The organism is Rhodovulum sp. PH10 (assembly GCF_000293785.1).
Classification (GTDB): domain Bacteria; phylum Pseudomonadota; class Alphaproteobacteria; order Rhizobiales; family Xanthobacteraceae; genus Rhodoplanes.
Genome location: NZ_AKZI01000036.1, coordinates 1 through 17,248 on the forward strand (window position 1 = coordinate 1; position 17,248 = coordinate 17,248).

16 protein-coding genes are annotated in these 17,248 nt (G+C 69.0%); 12 read left to right on the plus strand and 4 right to left on the minus strand.

Going from position 1 to position 17,248, the window contains the following annotated elements:
- Window positions 1-194: 194 nt before the first annotated feature.
- Window positions 195-980 carry a GntR family transcriptional regulator gene (locus A33M_RS06995; protein ID WP_008385128.1) on the minus strand — a complete coding sequence of 262 codons (786 nt, stop codon included), beginning with the start codon at window positions 978-980 and terminating at the stop codon, window positions 195-197.
- A gap of 317 nt (window positions 981-1,297) precedes the next feature.
- Between A33M_RS06995 and A33M_RS07000 the strand changes: the two genes are divergently transcribed.
- The 7 genes from A33M_RS07000 (at window position 1,298) to A33M_RS07030 (ending at window position 8,308) form a co-directional block, all read left to right on the plus strand.
- Window positions 1,298-2,080 carry an SDR family oxidoreductase gene (locus A33M_RS07000; RefSeq protein WP_008385129.1) on the plus strand — a complete coding sequence of 261 codons (783 nt, stop codon included), beginning with the start codon at window positions 1,298-1,300 and terminating at the stop codon, window positions 2,078-2,080.
- 29 nt (window positions 2,081-2,109) lie between these two features.
- Complete coding sequence (locus tag A33M_RS07005; protein WP_008385131.1) at window positions 2,110-2,985, plus strand: polysaccharide deacetylase family protein; 876 nt, start codon at window positions 2,110-2,112, stop codon at window positions 2,983-2,985.
- 197 nt (window positions 2,986-3,182) lie between these two features.
- On the plus strand, window positions 3,183-4,121 hold the full coding sequence (locus A33M_RS07010) for a TAXI family TRAP transporter solute-binding subunit (protein WP_008385133.1): 939 nt from the start codon (window positions 3,183-3,185) through the stop codon (window positions 4,119-4,121).
- Window positions 4,122-4,146: 25 nt separating this feature from the next.
- Window positions 4,147-6,051: a TRAP transporter permease gene (locus A33M_RS07015; RefSeq protein WP_008385135.1), complete on the plus strand. Its 1,905-nt coding sequence runs from the start codon at window positions 4,147-4,149 to the stop codon at window positions 6,049-6,051.
- A gap of 283 nt (window positions 6,052-6,334) precedes the next feature.
- Window positions 6,335-7,129 (plus strand): TatD family hydrolase, encoded by a 795-nt coding sequence (locus A33M_RS07020; protein ID WP_008385137.1) that lies wholly within the window; start codon window positions 6,335-6,337, stop codon window positions 7,127-7,129.
- A gap of 76 nt (window positions 7,130-7,205) precedes the next feature.
- The gene (locus A33M_RS07025; RefSeq protein ID WP_008385138.1) at window positions 7,206-8,060 is read left to right on the plus strand and encodes an MBL fold metallo-hydrolase; all 855 of its coding nucleotides are present in this window, start codon (window positions 7,206-7,208) and stop codon (window positions 8,058-8,060) included.
- The gene (locus A33M_RS07030) at window positions 8,057-8,308 is read left to right on the plus strand and encodes a hypothetical protein (RefSeq protein ID WP_008385140.1); all 252 of its coding nucleotides are present in this window, start codon (window positions 8,057-8,059) and stop codon (window positions 8,306-8,308) included. The genes A33M_RS07025 and A33M_RS07030 overlap by 4 nt, the downstream gene beginning before the upstream one ends.
- Before the next feature lie 28 nt (window positions 8,309-8,336).
- Here A33M_RS07030 and A33M_RS07035 read toward each other — a convergent pair whose 3' ends face one another.
- Window positions 8,337-9,800: an ATP-binding cassette domain-containing protein gene (locus A33M_RS07035; RefSeq protein WP_008385142.1), complete on the minus strand. Its 1,464-nt coding sequence runs from the start codon at window positions 9,798-9,800 to the stop codon at window positions 8,337-8,339.
- A 165-nt stretch (window positions 9,801-9,965) separates the two neighbouring features.
- On the opposite strand from A33M_RS07035, the gene lipA reads away from it, so the two are divergent.
- On the plus strand, window positions 9,966-10,922 hold the full coding sequence (gene lipA / locus A33M_RS07040; RefSeq protein ID WP_008385146.1) for a lipoyl synthase: 957 nt from the start codon (window positions 9,966-9,968) through the stop codon (window positions 10,920-10,922).
- A gap of 2 nt (window positions 10,923-10,924) precedes the next feature.
- Entirely contained in the window at window positions 10,925-11,413 is a 489-nt protein-coding gene (locus tag A33M_RS07045) for a type II toxin-antitoxin system RatA family toxin (protein WP_008385148.1), read from the plus strand.
- A 154-nt stretch (window positions 11,414-11,567) separates the two neighbouring features.
- On the opposite strand, the gene A33M_RS07050 is transcribed toward A33M_RS07045, so the two are convergent.
- Both A33M_RS07050 and A33M_RS07055 read right to left on the minus strand, forming a co-directional pair.
- A complete protein-coding gene (locus tag A33M_RS07050) occupies window positions 11,568-12,080 on the minus strand; it encodes a CinA family protein (protein WP_008385150.1) in 513 nt (170 codons plus the stop codon).
- Window positions 12,077-13,255 carry a bifunctional 2-C-methyl-D-erythritol 4-phosphate cytidylyltransferase/2-C-methyl-D-erythritol 2,4-cyclodiphosphate synthase gene (locus tag A33M_RS07055; RefSeq protein ID WP_008385152.1) on the minus strand — a complete coding sequence of 393 codons (1,179 nt, stop codon included), beginning with the start codon at window positions 13,253-13,255 and terminating at the stop codon, window positions 12,077-12,079. The genes A33M_RS07050 and A33M_RS07055 overlap by 4 nt, the downstream gene beginning before the upstream one ends.
- Window positions 13,256-13,507: 252 nt before the next feature.
- Between A33M_RS07055 and dusB the strand changes: the two genes are divergently transcribed.
- From dusB to ntrC, 3 genes are read left to right on the plus strand one after another with little or no spacing between them, the layout of a single operon-like run.
- The gene (gene dusB / locus A33M_RS07060) at window positions 13,508-14,494 is read left to right on the plus strand and encodes a tRNA dihydrouridine synthase DusB (RefSeq protein ID WP_008385154.1); all 987 of its coding nucleotides are present in this window, start codon (window positions 13,508-13,510) and stop codon (window positions 14,492-14,494) included.
- Window positions 14,491-15,678 carry a two-component system sensor histidine kinase NtrB gene (locus A33M_RS07065; RefSeq protein ID WP_040619638.1) on the plus strand — a complete coding sequence of 396 codons (1,188 nt, stop codon included), beginning with the start codon at window positions 14,491-14,493 and terminating at the stop codon, window positions 15,676-15,678. The genes dusB and A33M_RS07065 overlap by 4 nt, the downstream gene beginning before the upstream one ends.
- A 2-nt stretch (window positions 15,679-15,680) precedes the next feature.
- Entirely contained in the window at window positions 15,681-17,123 is a 1,443-nt protein-coding gene (ntrC, locus tag A33M_RS07070; RefSeq protein WP_008385158.1) for a nitrogen regulation protein NR(I), read from the plus strand.
- The last annotated feature ends 125 nt before the right edge of the window (window positions 17,124-17,248 follow it).

The window sequence follows — 17,248 nt, forward strand, 5'->3', positions numbered from 1 at the left end:
CGGGCCGCTTTCGGCCGCCCGGTTCGTCGCCGATCTCGCACGTACTCCCTGGTACGCGCTTCGATCGGCTCCTGCCGGATCGGCGAAAGCGGCTCCGGCGCAGCCCCGTCGGAGTTTTCAAACGGGCTCTCAGGACGAGGTCGAACTCTGTCGCCGTGGGTATCACATGCGGACTTCGGTGCTCGGGGCAGGGCTCAGGGCTTGGCGGTGACCGGCACGATCGGCGGCGTTCCGATCGGATCGCGGTCGCTCGCGCTGCGCGGTGACGCCTCGCTGCCGGCGTCGCCGAGCGCCCCGTAGGCGAGCTCGGCCGTCTTCATCAGGTGCCCGCGCAAGAGCTCCACCGCGCGCTCGGTGTCGCGCTCGATGGTCGCCTCCATGATCAGCCGGTGCTCGTCGCGCTGGCGCTGCTGGCGGGCGGACGGCGTGCGCAGCCGGCGATAGCGGTCGGCGACGTCGAACAGCTGCTCGCAGAAGTCCAGCAGCAGGTCCGATCCGCAGGCGCCGATCAGCGTCGCGTGAAAATGCCGGTGCGCGGTCTCGTAGGCCGGATTGACCCCGTTCTCGAGCGCGTCGGTCCCCTCGGGCGGATCGACCGGAACCCGCGACAGGCGGTGAAAGGCGATCACCACCTGCTCCTCCCAAGCGCTGTCGCCGTTGGTGATCGATTCGCGCAGCGCGATCTCGTTCACCCAGCACCGCGTCTTGGTGATCTCCTCGAGCTCGTCCTTGCTGAGCGGCGCGACCACGAAGCCGCGCAGGTCGACCTGCCGCACCAAACGATCGCGCAAGAGCCGGTTCAGCGCCTCGCGGATCGGGCTGAAGCCGACCGCATAGCGCTCGCACAGCTGCCGGATGCGCAGGGGGCTGCCGGGCGGCAGCGCACCGTTCATGATGTCGTGGCGCAGCTGCACGTAAGTCGCCGACGCGAGCGTCTCTCCCGCGCGCCGGCTCATGTGCTCGAACGTCTTTTCCGCCATGCTGGCCCTATAACACGGTCGATCGAACGATTCCAAAGGACCTGTCGGTAAAGCCGGCAAGCGCTGTGTGCAGCGCACCCGCATGCTCGGCATGCCCGTCATGCGCGCGGCGCGGATGATGCCCGCTCCCACCGCAGCCCTCACCGCCTCTTATCATCCGTTCCCGCCGCCTGCATGCCTGTCCGAGCAAAATATGTGGTTGGACGCATGTTCGATTGTGCTAGCGTTCGCTCGATAATGTTCGAACATTTTCTCGGACTGTCGAGCGCGCCCTCGCGGGGTCCGTGCCCGGCCGACAGGAAAGGTGAGAGGGGAGCATGGATCTCGGAATCAAGGGGCGTTCGGCGATCGTCTGCGCCTCCTCGCAAGGACTGGGGCGGGCCTGCGCCACGGCGCTGGCGCGCGAAGGCTGCCGGGTGATCGTCAACGGGCGCACCGCCGAGAAGGTGAAGACGACCGCGGCGGAGATCGCCGCCGAGACCGGCGCGGAGGTTGTTCCCGTCGTCGCCGACATCACCACCGAGCAGGGGCGCGCCGCCCTGGTCGCGGCCTGTCCGGAGGCGGACATTCTCGTCACCAACAATGCGGGTCCGCCCCCCGGCAAACTCGAGGACTGGGATCACGACGCCTGGATCCGCGCGGTCGAGGCCAACATGCTGCCGGGCCTCCTGCTGATGCGGGCGCTGATCCCCGGCATGCAGGCGCGCCGCTTCGGCCGCATCGTCAACATCACCTCGGCGATGGTCAAGTCGCCGCATCTGCCGATGATGGGGCTGTCGACCGCCGCCCGCGCCGGCCTCACCGCGGCCAGCAAGGCGATCTCGCGCGCCGTGGCCACCGACAACGTGACGATCAACAATTTGCTGCCCGAGCGGATCGACACCGACCGCCAGCGCTTCATGGCCGAGCGGATCATGCGCGAGAAGGGCATCTCCTTCGCCGACGCGCGTGCCGAGATCGTCGCCACCATCGCCGCGAACCGCATGGGCACGCCGAAGGAGTTCGGCGACGCCTGCGCCTATCTGTGCAGCGATCAGGCCGGCTACATCTCCGGCCAGAACCTTCAGCTCGACGGCGGCTCGTACGCCGGCCTGATGTGACACGACCCGACCGAAGCAGGAGCAATCACATGTCGTTCGCCAAATCGGGCACCAAGTCGGGAGTCGAGTCGGGGCCGAGCCTGCCGTCCGCCTGGCCGGAGCGCAAGACGCTCGCGGTGTCGGTCAGCATCATGCTGGAGCAGTGGACCGACGATTCCGCGCCCGGCATCGGGCCGATGGGCAATCCGCTGAAGTCCGGCACGCTCGATCTGCAGGCGCGCAACTGGTCGGCCTACGGGCCGGAGGTCGGCGCGCTGCGCATCCTCGACATTCTCGACGCCGCCGGCGTCAAGGCGGTGTTCTACACCAGCGGCATCTTGTGCGAGCGCCACCCCGATCTGATCAGGACGATCGTCGACGCCGGTCACGAGATCGCCGCGCACGCCTGGGGTCAGAACATCGTCCCGGCCACCCAGTCGGCCGAGGACGAGACGCGCGACCTCGCCCGCTGCATCGAGGTGATCGAGCGAACCGCCGGCAAGAAGCCGCGCGGCTGGCTGAGCCCGCGCTGCACGCCGAGCGCCCGCACCACCGACCTTCTGATCGGCTCGGGGTTCGCCTGGCACGCCGACTTCTTCGACCGCGATCTGCCGCGCACCCTGAAGACCGAGAAGGGCGCCATCGTCGCCATGCCGTTCACCATGGAGGTGAACGACATGCCGCTCTACATCAAGCACGGCGGCAAGCCCGAGGACTACACCGCGGTGCTCGAGCGCCTGGTCACCGGCTGGCCGGCGATCGGCAACCGGCCCGGCTGCATCGACGTCACGATCCACGCGCACGTGTTCGGCCGCCCGGCCGGCGCGATCGAGTTCGCGCGCTCGCTGGCGCTGGTGAAGTCCCACGCCGCCTATGCCTGGCTCACCGACCACGCCTCGCTCGCCGAGATGTGGGCCGACGCCTGACCACCCTTCCGGCGCGCAGAACGCCGGAGGCGAAGGAGACGGAAACGACCACGCAGCGCACCCGACCGGTTTCCCGACGAGGCGGCGGCGAGCCGTCGCCTCACCGCGGGTCCGGGCGGGTGCGACCGCACGGACCGATCCCCGGCGTCCCGCCGGGTTCGGGGAAGTCCTACACCGGAAAAAGTCGGAGGAATGGAATGCGACGAAAGCTCCGCCCGCTTCTCGTGGGCTTGATATGCGCAATGGCGCTCGGCGTCACCGCGCCCGCGCACGCCCAGCAGGAACTCCGCATCGGCACGGCGAGCCTCGGCGGGGCGTTCTATCCGGTGGGGCAGGGCATCGCCAATCTGGTGACGGAGCACGCTCCCGGCCTGTCGATGGTGCCGATCGTGACCCAGGGCTCGGTGGAGAATCCGCGCCTCGTCGCGAGCGGTGAGACCGATGTCGGCATCACCAACGCGAACCTGCTCTATCTCGCGGTGAAGGGGCAGGACCCCTATTCCGAGCAACTGAAGATCGCCCCGCTCGGCACGCTGCATCCGAGCATCCTGCACATCATCACGCTGGCAGGTTCCTCGATCGACTCGTTCGCCGACCTGAAGGGCAAGCGCGTCGCGGTCGGCCCGCCCGGCGGCGGCACCATGAGCTTCATGCAACGTCTGCTCGAGGCGCACGGCATGTCGATGAGCGACATCAAGCCGAGCTTCCTGTCCTACTCGGACGGCTTCAGCCAGCTCTCCGACGGCAATGTCGACGCGGCGCTCGCGCTGTCCGGCTATCCGGCCTCGGCGGTGATGCAGGCGCAGGCCACCAACAAGCTGAAGTTCGTGCGGATCGAGGACGGCAAGTTCGACCAGATCCTCGAGAAGTATCCCTACTACTCGAAGATCACCGTGCCGAAGGACGTCTACGCGCTCGACAAGAACGCCGAGGCGCTCGGCGTCAACAACGTGCTGATCGCCCCGACCTCGATGCCGAACGATCGTGCCTACGCGATCACCAAGGCGGTGTACGACCATCTCGACGAGTTCGCCGCGATGAACGCCAACGCCAAGCAGATCGTCGCGGGCGACGCCCGCAAGCTGGCCGTGCCGCTGCATCCGGGCGCCCAGCGCTACTTCGACGAGCACAAGTGACAGCGTAGGACGGGGGAGGCCCGAGATGGCGACGACTATCCTGCGGCGGATCGATGCCTTGGCGCTACGATGGATCGCCATCGGCCTCGGTGTGTTTCATCTACTCAATGTCGGCGGCGTGCTGGTCATGTCGACGATGGAGATACGAATCGTCCATCTCGGAGCCATCCTCGTCCTGCTGTTCGCGACGACGGCGGCCTTGCCTGTCCGTGAGGGCAAGACCAGCGAGGCCGTCCGCCTGATCGATCTGGTGACGCGGTACACGATGGCGCTGGTCGCCATCGCGGCCAGCGTCTATCTGATGCTCCGCTGGGAGCCGATCGCCTATTCGGGTGGCATGACCACGCGCCTCGACGCCTGGGTCGGCCTCGCGCTGTGCCTGCTCGTTCTCGAGGGCGCACGCCGGCGGGTCGGCTTCGCGCTGGCGATGATCACGGTGGCGTTCTTCGTCTATCCGTTCGTCAGCCCCTATCTGCCGGGCCAGCTCTACGGACGCGGCTACGGGCTCGAGCGGATCTCGATCTTCCTCGCCACCACCACGGAAGGCATCTACGGCATTCCGCTCGGCGTGTCGGCGACCTACATCGTGATGTTCACGATCTTCGGCGCCTTCCTCGACGAGTTCGGCGCCGGCGAGTTCTTCTTCCAGGTGTCGAGCCGGCTGACCCGCCGGATGCGCGCCGCCTCGGCGAAGACGGCGGTGGCGTTCTCGGCGCTGATCGGCATGATCTCGGGCTCGGCCGCCGCCAATGTCGCGGTGACCGGCACGCTGACCATCCCGATGATGAAGCGCGAGGGCTATGCCGCGCATCAGGCGGGGGCCATCCAGGCGGTGGTCGCGACCGGTGGCCAGATCATGCCGCCGGTGATGGGCGCCGCCGCCTTCATCATGGCCGAGATCATCGGCCGGCCCTATTCCGACATCATGACCGCGGCGCTGATCCCGGCGCTGCTGTTCTTCCTGTCGATCCTGATCATCGTCCATCTGCAGGCGGTCAAGCTCGGCATCGTGACGAAGCCGATGGAGGAGACCGAGCCGCGTCCGCTCGGCATCGTGCTGTTCAACGGCATCCCCTTCATCGTGCCGTTCCTGCTGCTGGTCGGGCTGATGGTGTGGGGCTACTCGCCGTTCAAGGCGTCGTTCGCCGCCCTCGGCGTCCTCCTGGTGCTGTGCGCGGTGATGCACCGGCCGCACCCGAAGGTGTTCGTCAAGAAGGCGCTCGACGCGATCGAGAAGGGCGTCGTCGGCGTGGTGCCGATCGCGGTGGCGTGCGCGGCGGCGGGCATCATCTCCGGCGTGCTGGCGGTCACCGGCCTCGGCTCCAAGATCTCGGCGCTGATCATCGCCGCCTCGGTCGGCATCCCGCTGCTGGCGCTGGTTCTCACCATGATCGTCTCGGTGATCCTCGGCATGGGCCTGCCCACCACCGCGGCCTATCTGATCCTCGCCACCGTGGTCGCGCCGGCGCTGGTGAAGATGGGCGTGCCGGTGCTCACCGCGCACATGTTCGTGTTCTTCTACGGCTGCATCTCGACCATCACCCCGCCGGTCGCGCTCGCCTCCTACGTCGCCGCCGGCATCGCCGGGTCGGACATCAACAAGGTGAGCTGGACCGCCTTCTGGTACGGGCTGACGAGCTACGTGCTGCCGTTCATGTTCTTCTTCGGCCCGCCGCTGATGATGGAGGGAACGGTGCCGGAGATCGTCGTCACCGCGGCGAGCGGCGTGATCAGCGTGTTCTGCTTCGCCGCCGGGATCGTCGGCTGGCTGCGCCATCCGCTCGGCATTCCCGGCCGGCTGGCGATGCTGGCCGCCGGGTTGCTGCTGCTCTACGAGACGATCTCGACCGATCTCGTCGGCCTCGCCATCCTCGGCGCCATGTGGTTCGCCATGGGCCGGTTCGGCAAGAAGGAAGCGATCGCAGGATGAGGGAGCGGGGCGGCCCGGCATCGCCGGGCCGGCTCGCGACGAAGGGCGGTGCGGCCGGTTCGCGTGGCGAGTGCCACGGGCGAGCCGGCCGCGCTGTTTTTTCTGGGAGACTCGGCTCCGATCGAAGCCGGCGGGCACCGAACGCCCGCCTCTTGGTTCTTGCCTCGGGAGCCCCCGGCGGCTACCCCAGGGAAAAGCCGGCCGCCGCGGCCACGGACGGCGCCGCCGCCTCCCGCCGCACCGGCCGGAACCGTCCCGAACCCGATACCCGATCGCTGAAACCATGCTCGTCGACAGCCACTGCCATCTCGATTTTCCCGACTTCTCCGCGGAGCTGGACGCGATCGTCGCCCGCGCCCGCGCCGCGGGCATCGGCCGCATGGTGTCGATTTCCACGCGCGTGAAGCAGCACGACGCGCTCTTGGCGATCGCCGAAAGGTACGACGACGTCGTCTGCTCGGTCGGCACCCACCCGCACCATTGCGGCGAGGAGGCGGACGTCACCCTCGACGATCTTCTGGAGCGCGCGAAGCATCCGAAGGTGGTGGCGATCGGCGAGGCCGGCCTCGACTATTTCTACGACTACGGCCCGCACGAGGCGCAGGCGCCGAGCTTTCGCATCCATGTCGAGGCGGCGCGCCGCACCGGGCTGCCGCTCGTCATCCACACCCGCGAGGCGGATGCCGACATGCAAAAAATCCTCGAGGAGGAGGCGGGCCGGGGGCCGTTCACGGCGGTGCTGCACTGCTATACCGGCGGGCGGGAGCTCGCCTTGCGCGCGGTCGAGCTCGGCCACTATGTCGGCTTCACCGGCATTTTGACCTTCAAGCGGTCGGACGCCCTGCGGGCGCTCGCCAAGGAGCTGCCGGCCGACCGTATTCTGGTCGAAACCGACTCGCCTTATCTCGCTCCGGGAAAAATGCGCGGCAAGCGCAACGAGCCGGCTTATGTGGTCGAGACCGCAAAGGTGTTGGCCGAGACGCGCGGCGTGTCGTTCGAGACGATCGCGCGGGAGACGACCGAAAACTTCTTCCGGCTGTTCTCCAAGACGCCGCGGCCCGCCGCCGCGGCGGCCTGACGGGACGGGAGATCGGGCGGAGAGCGCCCCGGCACGGGGCGCATGCCGGCGGACGCATTGCGAGAGGGAGAGCGGCATGAGCCTCACGGTCACGATTCTCGGGTGCGGATCGTCCGGCGGCGTGCCGCGCCCGGCGCTCGGCTGGGGCGTCTGCGATCCGAAAAATCCGAAGAACCGGCGGCGGCGCTGCTCGCTGCTGGTCGAGCGCACGAACGGCGGCCCGCCGGGGGCGGACGGCCGTCCGCCGGTCACCCGCGTGCTGGTCGACACCGGGCCCGATCTTCGCGAGCAGCTGATCGATGCCGATGTCGACTGGGTCGACGGCGTCCTCTACACGCACGAGCATGCCGACCACACCCACGGCGTCGACGATCTGCGCGGGCTGTTCATGCACAAGCACCGGCGGCTCGACGTCTATCTCGACGAGCCGACCTGGCGGGTGATGCTGGCGCGCTTCGGCTACTGCTTCGTCACCCCGCCCGGCAGCCACTATCCACCGATCGCCACCGAGCACCGGATCGCCGCCGGGCACCCGGTGACGATCGCCGGCGAGGGCGGGCCGGTCACCGCCTTGCCCTATCTGCAGGACCACGGCGACATCGCCTCGCTCGGCTTCCGCTTCGACGGCGTCGCCTATTCGAGCGACCTCGTCGACCTGCCGGCCGAGAGCGTGGCGATGCTCGAGGGGCTCGACCTGTGGATCGTCGACGCGCTGCGCGACCGCCCGCATCCGAGCCACTTTTCCGTCGAGCAGGCGCTCGGCTGGATCGACCGGCTGAAGCCGAAGCGCGCCATCCTCACAAACCTGCACTCCGATCTCGATTATGCCGAGCTCGCCCGCCGGCTGCCCTCGCACGTCGAGCCGGCCTTCGACGGCATGCGAGTGACGGTGCAGGCCGGCGAGGTCAAGGTGGAGGAGGCGGCCGAATGAGCGGGCCGCCGCCCTATCTGATGGAGCTCGCGCTCTATGGCGGCGGGGTGCTCTACGGCCTGTGGTACGTGACGTTCGGCAAGCGGCACGACCGGGAGCGGATCGCCGCGATGCGGGCCGCGCACGCCGCCGCAGGCGGCCCGGCGGGTCGTCCCGAGCGCCCGCGGGCTCGCCCGCAGGGCCGCTTGCCGTCTCGTCAGACGGATCGCCCGACGGGACGGCCCGTGCCACGGTCGGCGCGGCGCTGAGGGCGCCGGGGCGAGCCTTTCGATCGTTTCACCCCCTGTCGCGGTGGGAAATCTCCACCACCCGCGCGCGCCGTGCGAGGGTTTCGACCATCGCGTCGGCGGTCGCGCGGTTGTCGGCGTCGAGATTGGCGTCCCACTCGTCGAGCAGATAGACGGCGGCCGCCGTGTGGTCGACGATCTCGGCCAGCGATTTCAGCTGCCGCTCGCCCGAGGAGAAGCCGACCGGCGCCTTCGGGCGCGGCGGGGCGTCCTCGTCGTCGTCGTCCGTTTCCGGCTCGCCGAGCCCGGCCGCGAGCGCGAAGCGGAAGGCGAGGCGGTCGGTGGTCGGCCAGTAATAGGCGCGCCGCGACAGCTCCTCCTTCAGCGCCGCCAGCAGCGTCGACTTTCCGGTGCCGTTGCCGCCACGCACGTGCACCCGTCCCGTAGGCTTCTCCAGCACCGCCGCCAACGCCTCGTCGAGCGTGCCGCACACCACCGTCTCGTCGCCGTCGCGCAGCACCAGCCGGTCGAATTTGATCCGCCGGTCGAAATCCGGGTCGGCCTGCGGCCGCATGCTGGTCACCACCCCGCCGAGCCGCGCCCACAGCGCCAGCACGTCGTTCACGCCGGAGGTCAGCTCGTGGACATTGTTGGTCATCTCGATCTGGCGGGGCAGGGTGGCGGCGAGCGCGATCAGGGTGGCGGTGTCGCCGGCGCTGGTCAGCACCACGTACGCCATCGCCGAGAAGACGATGCCGAGGCCGATGATGCCGCCGAGCGCCGCCAAGCCCTCGCGCGCCATGATCGCCTTGACCTGCGCCTGGAAACAGTCGCGCAGCTTTGCCTTGAAGCCGCCGAGCCAGAGCCGGCGATTGTAGGCGTTGCCGCTGAAGACATTGTCCCAAGCGGTATAGCCGTGGGCAAAGACGCGGTTGTTCTGGCGCTGGTTCTCGACATAGATGTCCGCGACTCTTCCACGCAGCCCCCATTGAATCGCCATCAGGATCGCGAACGTGGCCGCATAGGCGGCGGGCAGGCCGGCATCGATCTCGAGCCCCAGCACGATGCCGTTGAACAGGAGGCCGAGGGCCAGCTTCAGCTCCGCCTCCACCTCGTACATCAGGTTGAAGATGTTGACGAATGTCGTTCCGGCCAGGAACGGCTCGACCTGCTCGCGCGCCGCCTTGTCGGCGAGCAGCCGGGCACCCCCACGATTGTCGCGGGCGAACCGCAGCATGTAGCGCCCATAGGCGCGGAAGCCGGCCCGCTCGGCAAAGTACCAGCTCACCGCGCCGGCGACATAGGCGGCCGACTGCGTCACCACGATCCACACGAGGTCGGAGACGACGAAGGCGTCGGTCGCCACGTCCCGGCCCGCCTGGATGATCAGCCAGGTGGTGACCGCCGACAGCAGCGCCTCCACCACCATCAGCGTGATCATGGCGTAGAGCTGCGGGCACAGGAGGTAACCGACGAGCGTCAGCCGGGTGATCGTTTTTCGCGGGGGGGTCATGGAGAAAAGTCCGTGGCGGACGGAAGAAGGCCGCTCGCCGGCGAGGACGGGAGCCGCCGGCCGCCGGTCGACGGTGCGGGACGGCCGAGGGGATTCGCCGGAGCCGGGTTGCGGCGACCCGGCGGCATGCGTAAGTAATCCGCACCGTCGAGGTCAAGGTTCACCATGGTCGTCGTGCTCGATACGGTCGCTGGCCACCGCCCGCGTCCGCGCCACCCGGAGAAGGAAGCCAACCCCGAGAGTCCGGTCGTCCGGAAGCCGGGCTGGATTCGCGTCAAGGCGCCGGGCTCGCCCGGATACGGCGAGACGCACGCGATCGTACGCGCCCACGGGCTCAACACGGTGTGCGAGGAGGCCGGCTGCCCCAATATCGGGGAGTGCTGGGAGAAGAAGCACGCCACCATGATGATCATGGGCGACACGTGCACCCGCGCCTGCGCCTTTTGCAACGTCGCGACCGGGGTGCCGAAGCCGCTCGACCCGGACGAGCCGGCCCGCGCGGCGCAGGCGACCGCGACGCTCGGCCTCGCCCATGTGGTGATCACCTCGGTCGACCGCGACGACCTCGCGGACGGCGGCGCGGCGCATTTCGCCGCGACCATCCGGGCCATCCGCGAGCGGGCGCCGCAGAGCACCATCGAGGTGCTGACGCCCGATTTCCTGCGAAAAGCCGGCGCGGTCGAGACCGTGGTGCGGGCGAGACCCGACGTGTTCAACCACAATCTCGAGACGGTGCCGTCGCTCTATCTCGACGTGCGGCCGGGTGCGCGCTACTTCCACTCGATCCGGCTCCTGCAGAGCGTCAAGGAGATCGATCCCGACATGTTCACCAAGTCCGGCATCATGGTCGGGCTCGGCGAGACGCGGAACGAGATCCTCCAGGTGATGGACGACCTGCGCTCGGCGGACGTCGATTTTCTGACGATCGGCCAATACCTTCAGCCCACCCGAAAACATCATCCGGTGGCCCGCTTCCTTCCCCCCGACGAATTCAAGGCGCTCGAGACGATTGCTTACGCGAAGGGATTCCTGATGGTCGCATCCTCGCCTCTGACCCGCTCCTCGCATCATGCCGGGGAGGATTTCGCCCGCCTGAAAGCCGCCCGCGCCGGAAAGCGCTGACCATGCCGCGGTTTCGCGCGAAGCGCCGGGTGAATCACCCGGCCGGGGACATGTTCGACCTCGTGTCGGACATGGACAGCTATCCGAAATTCGTGCCGCTGTGCTCGGACATGAAGATCCGGGGGCGGTCGCAGACGGACGAGGGGGTGTCGGTCGCGATCGCGCGGATGACCGTGTCGTACAAGATGTTCCACGAGCACTTCACGACCCGCGTCACGATGAACCGGCCGGAGTTCTGGATCACCGTCGACTATCTCGACGGGCCGCTGAAGGTGCTTTCCAACCGGTGGTCGTTCAAGCCGCTCGGCGAGCACGAGTGCGAGGTCGAGTTCTATATCGACTACGAGTTCAAGAGCCGGATGCTGTCGACCCTGATGGGCGCGGTGTTCGACGCCGCCTTCCGCCGCTTCGCCACCGCCTTCGAGAAGCGGGCCGACGTGGTGTACGGCAAGCGCCGGAACGGCAGCCCCGGCGCGGTGGCCTACGAGTAGCGGCCTCGCCCGGTCGGAATGGTAGGGTGGGCAGAGCGAAGCGTGCCCACACCTTGAATCGAGCGTTACTCGACGTGTGGGCACGGCACACCTTCGATGCGCCTTTGCCCACCCTACGAGAATTCCGTCGAGGCCGGGGCCTCTCGCACGAGCCTCAACGTTGCGACGCCAGCTCCAAAAGCATGTCCAGCGCCTCGGCCACCGAGGCGAGGCGGACGGCGGCGCGGCCGCGGTCGCCGAACCGCCTTTCGCGGTGGATCAGCCGGCCGTCGCGCGCGGCGGCGGCGAAATGCACCAGCCCGACCGGTTTTTCCACCGAGCCGCCGCCCGGCCCGGCGATCCCGGTGATCGCCACCGACAGCGCCGCCGGCGTATTCGCGATCACCCCGCGCGCCATCGCCTCCGCCGTCTCCAGGCTGACGGCGCCATGCGCCACCAAGACACCGTGCGGCACGCCGAGCATCTGCTCCTTGGCGTCGTTCGAGTAGGTGACGAAGCCGCACGCCACCACGTCGGACGAGCCGGCGATCTCGGTGAGCGCGCCGGCCACCAGCCCGCCGGTGCAGGATTCCGCGGTCGCGACCGTCAGCCCCTTCGCCCGGCAGGCATCGAGCACGCGCGTCGCGGCGTCGACGACCGGGGCAGGGAAGGCGCTCGCGCCGCTCATTCGGCTCCCCACGGCAGCCGCACGGTGGCGGTGGCGTAGGCGACCAACCCCTCGCGGCGGCCGATGAAGCCCATCTTCTCGCTGGTGGTCGCCTGCAGGCCGACCCGCTCGACCGGAATGCCGGTGATCTCGGCGACCCGCGCCCGGATCGCCTCGCGGTGCGGACCGAGCCGCGGGGTTTCCGCCACCACGGTGATGTCGACATGGGCGATGCGGCCGCCGCGCGCCCGCACCCGCTCGACCGCGTAGGCGACGAAGCGGTCGGACGAGGCACCCCGCCACTGCTCGTCGCTCGGCGGGAAATGCACGCCGATGTCGCCCTCGGCGAGCGCGCCCAGAATGGCGTCGACCAGGGCATGCAGCGCGACGTCGGCGTCCGAATGCCCGACCACCCCGCGATCGTTGGGGATTTTCACGCCGCCGAGCCAGACATGGTCGCCGTCCTCGGCAAAGGCGTGGACGTCGTAGCCGGAGCCGACCCGCACGTCGCCGAGCGCCGCCAGAAGGTCGCTCTCGGCCCGGCGAAAGTCGTCGGCGGTGGTGAGCTTGACGTTGCCGGCCTCGCCGGCAAAGACGCCGACCGGTAGCCCCGCCCATTCGGCGAGCGCGGCGTCGTCGGTGAAGTCGTCGCGGCCGGCGGCCGCCGCCTTGCGGTGGGCGGCGAGGAGGGCGTCGAAGCGGAACGCCTGCGGGGTCTGCACGGTGCGCAAACGATTGCGGTCGAGCGTCTCGACCACGCGGCCCTCGCCGTCGACCGCCTTCACGGTGTCGCTGACCACGAGCCCGGGGATCGCGGCACCGGCCCGGCCGGCCTCGATCGCCCGGTCGAGCAAAGCGGGCGTGGCGAACGGGCGGGCGGCGTCGTGCACCAGCACGATCTCCGGCGCCCGCTCGGCGAGCGCTTCCAGGCCGGCGCGCACCGAGCTCTGCCGGGTGGCGCCGCCATGGGCGGGCTGCAGCACGTCGAGGCCGCTCGATGCCTCACGAAACAGCGCCTCGTCGTCGCGATGGATCACCGGTTGCACCAGGGCGATGCCGGGATGGGCAGTGAAGGCGAGCAGCGTCCGGCGAACGACGGGCATTCCGCCGACGCAACGGTACTGCTTCGGCAGGCCACCACCGGCGCGCGTGCCGCGGCCCCCCGCCACCACGATCGCTGCCACTCCCCCGTGCATGATTTCAAACTCCTGACATGGAAATCTTCATAGTTCGGTTTAACGTGAGAGCGATCGCACGCAAAGCGCAATCGGCCGCTCGGCACGACCGCTTCGGTGATCGATCTCGCGTCTGCGAAAGGCTTGCATCGGCCGCGGATTTGGCTAGGGTCTATGCAAACAGAGAATTCGCCCATTCCCTAGGCACGTATGCTCACTGGTGATCCACACTCCCCCGGACCGCTGCCGCGTCGCCCTCTCGCGGTAGGAGCCGTGGCCCTGCCGAATCCGGTCTTCCTCGCCCCGATGTGCGGCATCACCGACGCCCCGTTCCGCCGCTTGGCGGCGCGGCTCGGGGCCGGTGTCGTGGTGTCGGAAATGACCGCGTGCGCGGCGCTCGCCGAGGGTCGCACCGTGGCACGGCTGCGGCTCGAAAGCCAGGGTGTCGGGCTGCACGTGGTGCAGATCGCCGGGCGCGAGGCGCACTGGATGGCGGAGGGCGCAAGGATCGCCGCCGACGCCGGCGCCGACATCGTCGACATCAATATGGGCTGCCCGGCCCGCAACGTGACGACCGGCGCCGCCGGGGCGGCGCTGATGCAGAATCTCGACCACGCCACCCGGCTGATCGAGGCGACCGTCGCGGCGGTGTCGCTGCCGGTGACGCTGAAGATGCGGCTCGGCTGGGATTCTCGCTCGATCGTCGCACCCGACCTCGCCAGGCGGGCCGAGCAGGCGGGCGTCCAGCTCGTCACCGTGCACGGGCGCACCCGCAACCAGTTTTACGGCGGCCGGGCCGACTGGGCGGCCGTGCGGGCCGTGAAGGACGCGGTGACGATCCCGGTGGTGGTCAACGGCGACATCTGTGGCGAGGACGACGCGGTGGCGGCGCTGGCGCAGTCGGGGGCAGATGCGGTGATGGTCGGCCGCGGGGCCCAGGGCCGTCCGTGGCTGCCCGGGAGAATCGCCCGTTTTTTCGCCACGGGCCGCCGTGAAAGCGATCCGCCGCCGGCCGAGCAGCTCGCGCTGATGCTCGAGCTGTTCGACGACATGCTGGTGCATCACGGCCGCGAGGTCGGCGCGCGCCACGCCAGGAAGCATCTCGGCTGGACGCTCGACACCGTCGCCCGCACGGCCGGCGCGCCGGCGGAGGCGCTGAAGCGCCAGCGCAAGCACGTTCTCACGACCGACGACCCGACCCAGGTGGCCGGGCGACTGCGCGAGGCATTCGCCGCGCTCGAGTGGAAGGTGGCCGCATGACGTCCGTACCGTTGGAAAGGCGCACGCGCTGGTCCGCCCAGGGCTCGTTCGGGGCCCCGGCCGAGGCCGTGCTCAACTCGCTGCCGCATTCGGTGATCGTGATCGGCCCGGACGGCGACATCCGCGACGCCAACACCGCCGCCGAGCATTTCTTCGACATCTCGGCGCCGCTCTTGCGCCGCTACAAGCTGCGCGAGCTGGTGCCGTTCGGAAGTCCCCTGCTCGAGCTGATCGAGCAGGTGCGCCAGCGGGGCGGGGCGGTCAACGAGTACAAGGTCGACCTCACCACGCCGCGCATGCCGAGCGAGCGCATCGTCGACCTGCACGTCGCTCCGGTGCCCGAGCAGCCCGGCCACGTCGTGGTGATGCTGCAGCGCCGCTCGATCGCCGACAAGATGGATCGCCAGCTCACCCATCGCGGCGCCGCCCGCTCGGTCACCGCGCTCGCCGCCATGCTCGCCCACGAGATCAAGAACCCGCTGTCCGGCATCCGCGGCGCGGCGCAGCTGCTCGAGCAGTCGGTCGGCGACGACGACCGCGCGCTCACCCGGCTGATCTGCGACGAGGCCGACCGCATCGTGAAGCTGGTCGACCGCATGGAGGTGTTTGCCGACAAGCGGCCGGTCGACCGCGAGCCGATCAACATCCATGTGGTGCTCGAGCACGTGAAGCGGCTCGCCCAGTCGGGCTTTGCCCGCCACATCCGCTTCGTCGAGGAGTACGATCCCTCGCTGCCGGCGATCTTCGCCAACCGCGACCAGCTCGTCCAGGTCTTCCTCAATCTCGTGAAGAACGCCGCCGAGGCGATCGGCTCGGACGCGACCGACGGCGAGATCCAGCTCACCACCGCCTTCCGCCCCGGCGTGCGGCTGTCGCTGCCCGGCAGCAAGGCGCGGGTGTCGCTGCCCTTGGAATTCTGCGTCAAGGACAACGGCCCCGGCGTGCCCGAGGATCTGCGGCCCCATCTGTTCGATCCGTTCGTCACCACCAAGCCGACCGGAACCGGCCTCGGGCTTGCATTGGTGGCGAAGATCATCGGCGATCACGGTGGGATCGTCGAATGCGAATCGCAACCGCACCGGACATCGTTCTGCGTGCTGATGCCCATGTACACGGGCGACTACACGGGCGACGACGGCGGGCGCGGGGGCGCCGCGCGCGACGGCGCCGCTTCGAGGGGATGACGATGCCGACGGGTCGAGTTCTGGTCGCCGACGACGATGCGGCCATCCGCACGGTGCTGAACCAGGCGCTGTCGCGCGCCGGCTACGAGGTCCGATCCACCGGCAACGCCGCGACCCTGTGGCGCTGGGTGAGCCAGGGGGAGGGCGACCTGGTGATCACCGACGTGGTGATGCCGGACGAGAACGCCTTCGACTTTTTGCCGCGCATCAAGAAGCTCAGGCCCGACCTGCCGGTCATCGTCATGAGCGCGCAGAACACCTTCATGACGGCGATCCGGGCGTCCGAGCGCGGCGCTTACGAGTATCTGCCCAAGCCCTTCGACCTCAAGGAGCTGATCTCGATCGTCGGCCGCGCGCTCGCCGAGCCGAAGGAGGTCGCCTCCAAGGCGCCGCCGCCCGACGAGATCGAGGCGATCCCGCTGGTCGGCCGCTCGTCGGCGATGCAGGACATCTACCGCCTGCTCGCCCGCCTGATGCAGACCGACCTCACGGTGATGATCACCGGCGAGTCCGGCACCGGCAAGGAATTGGTCGCCCGCGCGTTGCACGACTACGGCAAGCGCCGCTCCGGCACCTTCGTCGCCATCAACATGGCGGCGATCCCGCGCGACCTGATCGAGTCCGAGCTGTTCGGCCACGAGAAGGGCGCCTTCACCGGCGCCAATGCGCGCAGCGCCGGCCGCTTCGAGCAGGCCGAGGGCGGCACGCTCTTTCTCGACGAGATCGGCGACATGCCGATGGAGGCGCAGACCCGCCTCCTGCGCGTGCTGCAGCAGGGCGAGTACACCACCGTCGGCGGCCGCACCGCGATCAAGACCGACGTGCGCATCATCGCCGCGACCAACAAGGATTTGCGCATCCTCATCCAGCAGGGCCTCTTCCGCGAGGACCTGTTCTTTCGCCTCAACGTGGTGCCACTGCGCCTGCCGCCCTTGCGCGAGCGCACCGAGGACATTCCGGACCTCATCCACCACTTCTTCGCGACCGCCGAGCGCGAAGGGTTGCCGGCCAAGCAGATCGAGAAGGCCGCGCTCGACCGCCTGAAACGCTACCGCTGGCCCGGCAATGTCCGCGAGCTGGAAAATCTCGCCCGGAGGCTCGCCGCGCTCTATCCGCAGGAGACCATCACCGCCGCGGTGATCGACGGCGAGCTGGCGCAGCCCGCGACCAACGCGCCGACCGACGAGCCGCGGCTCGACGAGAGCCTGTCCTCGGCGGTCGAGCGGCACCTCACCCGCTATTTCGGCGGCTTCAACGACACCCTGCCGCCGCCCGGCCTCTATCACCGCGTGCTGCGGGAAGTGGAGCATCCGTTGTTGTCGGCCGCCCTCGTCGCCACCCGTGGTAATCAGATCCGGGCCGCCGAGCTTTTGGGCGTCAACCGCAACACCTTGCGCAAGAAGATCCGCGATCTCGACATCCGGGTGATCCGGACGAGCACCTGACCCGCCCGTTCGGACGATAGGATTTCCACCACCCGATTTCCGTACGGAGTCGTTTCGGCCACGCCGCCGTCGATTCGTCTCAATTCGGCAACATTGTTGTACAAACGCCTCATTGCGAGAGGCAG